At 36.4% G+C, this 3,027-nt stretch carries 2 protein-coding genes and 1 pseudogene; 1 reads left to right on the forward strand and 2 read right to left on the reverse strand.

All coding sequences use genetic code 11. The features are described 5' to 3' along the window. Window positions 1-256: 256 nt before the first annotated feature. The gene (locus V7147_RS16995; protein WP_335369022.1) at window positions 257-940 is read right to left on the reverse strand and encodes a metal-dependent hydrolase; all 684 of its coding nucleotides are present in this window, start codon (window positions 938-940) and stop codon (window positions 257-259) included. A 200-nt stretch (window positions 941-1,140) separates the two neighbouring features. Here V7147_RS16995 and V7147_RS17000 point away from each other — a divergent pair. Continuing rightward, a pseudogene (locus V7147_RS17000) lies at window positions 1,141-2,222 on the forward strand (M24 family metallopeptidase). A 26-nt stretch (window positions 2,223-2,248) separates the two neighbouring features. Here the strand turns inward: V7147_RS17000 and V7147_RS17005 are convergent. Next, window positions 2,249-2,986 (reverse strand): hypothetical protein, encoded by a 738-nt coding sequence (locus V7147_RS17005; RefSeq protein ID WP_335369023.1) that lies wholly within the window; start codon window positions 2,984-2,986, stop codon window positions 2,249-2,251. Window positions 2,987-3,027: the final 41 nt, after the last annotated feature.

Below are 3,027 nucleotides of genomic sequence, written 5' to 3' on the forward strand. Positions count from 1 at the left end.
TTAGGATTATACAATAAACCTATTAAATTTCCACTGACCACAATCAAGGCAAAAACGAGCCAGGAAATTGCAAAAATCCCCTCTAAGCCTTCCGCTCCGATAGTTAGTCGTGGTACTCCAAAATAAAGTAAAACACCACAAAGCAATAAACATAGTAATAATCTATTATGCATATCATTTCCTCCTTTATCTATGCTTGTATCATTCTATGAAGCAACCATAAAAAAAAGACGCGAAAGCCGCGTCTTTGTTCCAGTTATAATTCAATTGCATCTCCAGCGACTAAAACTTTTCCCTCTGCAGAGGTAAGTCTTGAGACAAAATCATTTGCATCCTGCTTGATTACTGGGAATGTATTGTAGTGAATTGGCACAATTGTTTTTGCCTTGAGCCATTCAGCCGCAATTAACGCATCGTCTGGTCCCATTGTGAAATTATCCCCAATAGGAAGGAAGGCAACATCAATGTCGTTAAGTTCACCGATTAATTTCATGTCATAAAATAAGGCTGTGTCCCCTGCATGGTAGATTGTTTTTCCTTCAGCGGTAAACAAAATTCCGCCTGGCATGCCTGTATACACAAACTCCTGCTTCCCAGGAATTTCTACGCTTGAACCATGGAAGGCTAGCGTAAATTTCACCTTTCCGAAATCAAATTGATGCGCCCCACCAATATGCATCGGATGTACATTTAACCCCTGCCAGCCTAAATAAACGGCGAGTTCATTTGGCGCAACCACTAGGCTTGAGTTGCGCTTTGCAAGGTCTACGGTGTCCCCAACATGATCGCCGTGGCCATGAGTGAGTAAAATGACATCGACTTTTTCTTCATCTGCATTTAAGTCTGTATTCGGGTTTCCTGTAATAAACGGGTCAATAATGATTGTCTTTCCACCCGTTTCAATTTTCACTACAGAATGTCCATGATAGGATACCTTCATATGTATCTCCCCTTTTCTAAAATTGTATGTAATTCTATGCTTACTATATATCTTCTTTTCAGTTGCTCACTTTCCCTCTTTTTTTACCCTTTTATTAGATAAAACAAACCCATTAAAAAATGATGATTCTCATCAAGAAAGTTTACTTTTCAAATTGAAATTGCTACTCTTAATTTATCTTTAATAAGGAAGTGTCATATATGAATCAACGATTACAACAGCTTTCTAGTTGGTTAAAGGAAAAAGACATTACATGTAGTTTCATTACGTCTACTCCAAATGTATTTTACTTAACAAATTTTTATACGGAACCACATGAACGACTTCTCGGTTTATTTGTTTTTCAGGATGATGAGCCAATCCTTATTTGTCCAAATATGGAACTTGCCCAGGCACGCAATGCCGGCTGGCAATATGAAATTATCGGATATAGTGATACTGATAATCCATGGGAGCTTATCCAAAAGTCACTTTCAAAACGAAATGTTACTGTCTCTACATTAGCTCTCGAAAAAGAGCACTTAACAGTTGATCGCTTTGAGCAAATTCAAAAATTATTTCCATCGACTTCTTTCGTTTCTGCTGAAGAAAAATTACATACAATGCGTATGATTAAAGAAGAAAAAGAAATTTCCATTCTCCAAGAAGCAGCAAAGCTTGCTGATTATGGAGTTGAAGTTGGGGTCCAAGCAATCGCTGAAGGAAAAACAGAATTAGATGTACTCGCAACCATCGAATATGAATTAAAGAAAAAAGGAATCCGTCAAATGTCCTTTGATACAATGGTATTAACAGGGCTAAAAACAGCTGCACCACACGGAAAGCCCGCTCTTGAGACAATCAAAAAAGGGGATTTTGTCCTTTTTGATTTAGGCGTTATTCTTGATGGTTATTGTTCAGACATTACTAGAACTGTTGCATTTGGTGAAATTTCAGATCAACAACGTGAGGTTTATGATACCGTATTAAAGGCTCAATTAGCTGCTGTTAATGCATGTAAACCAGGAACAAGAGTCGGAGATATCGACGTANNATTTCAAATGCTGGCTATGGGGAATATTTTACACATCGAATTGGTCATGGGCTAGGAATCGATGTTCATGAATTCCCATCCATGAATGAAACGAATGATTTGCTTTTACAAAAGGGAATGGTATTCACCATTGAACCTGGAATTTATGTCCCGGAAATTGGCGGCGTTCGAATTGAAGATGATATGATTATCACAGCTAATGGGGCTAAAACACTAACTAATTTTCCGAAAGAACTCATCACGAAATAAATTAAAAGGACCCACGAGGTCCTTTTTTAATTTACTGCATTTTCTTCCTCTTCAAATTTTGAGCAAAGGTATTCAAACAGCTTATGGTTAAAATTATCTTGATTACGCACATAATCAAATAAAATATCATATTGTTCTTTGTTATCTTGCACACCATTTAACACTTTAAAAAATAATTCCCTCTGTTCCGAGATTGTATCTACGATTTCCTGATCTTTTTCGTCTTTTTCTTCAAAGCGTTTTGAGATGGTTTCATTTTTCAATTCATGACTTTTTAAGGAAGTAATGATTTGGTCAAATTGTTCCTTCACGAGATTCATATTTTCAGATACCTTGGTATTAAAGACTTCTTGATTTTGAACAATTTGTCTTAAAACCTCAAGCTGGTCTTTATGTTCCACATGCTGCTTGGCTGCTGTCTCATTGTATTTTTCCTGTTTTTTCATAAAGCCAACAAATACCTCCAATAAGTTTTTTTGTTCCGTCATTCTTTTAGAGAATTTTTCATTCTTCTCCATTTGCTTTTGTTCATGCTTAAAAAATTGGCGCTGCAATCCCTTTTGTTCCTCTGCTATTTTTTTTATTAGCCCATCATTGCTCTTTATAAATTCCTTAATCTTTTCATTGTATTTTTCCTGCAATTTCATATGCTCAGATACAAAATTTGAATAATAGGTGGATTGATTCGGATTTTCTGGTGCTGAATTCGTTGGACGGTGAACGTAGGGTGCTAATGATCCATTAAAGAAAACTGATGAACCCATATCTTTGCACTCCTTTACTATTTAGTAGACGAATGTCTTAC

The sequence above is a fragment of the Bacillus sp. JJ1521 genome, from assembly GCF_036965165.1.
Lineage (GTDB): Bacteria > Bacillota > Bacilli > Bacillales > Bacillaceae_L > Ferdinandcohnia.

Coding starts and splice junctions, on each gene's coding strand:
- V7147_RS17005 (WP_335369023.1), bottom strand. CDS start 2,986: ATGGGTTCATCAGTTTTCTTTAATGGATCATTAGCACCCTACGTTCAC.
- V7147_RS16995 (WP_335369022.1), bottom strand. CDS start 940: ATGAAGGTATCCTATCATGGACATTCTGTAGTGAAAATTGAAACGGGT.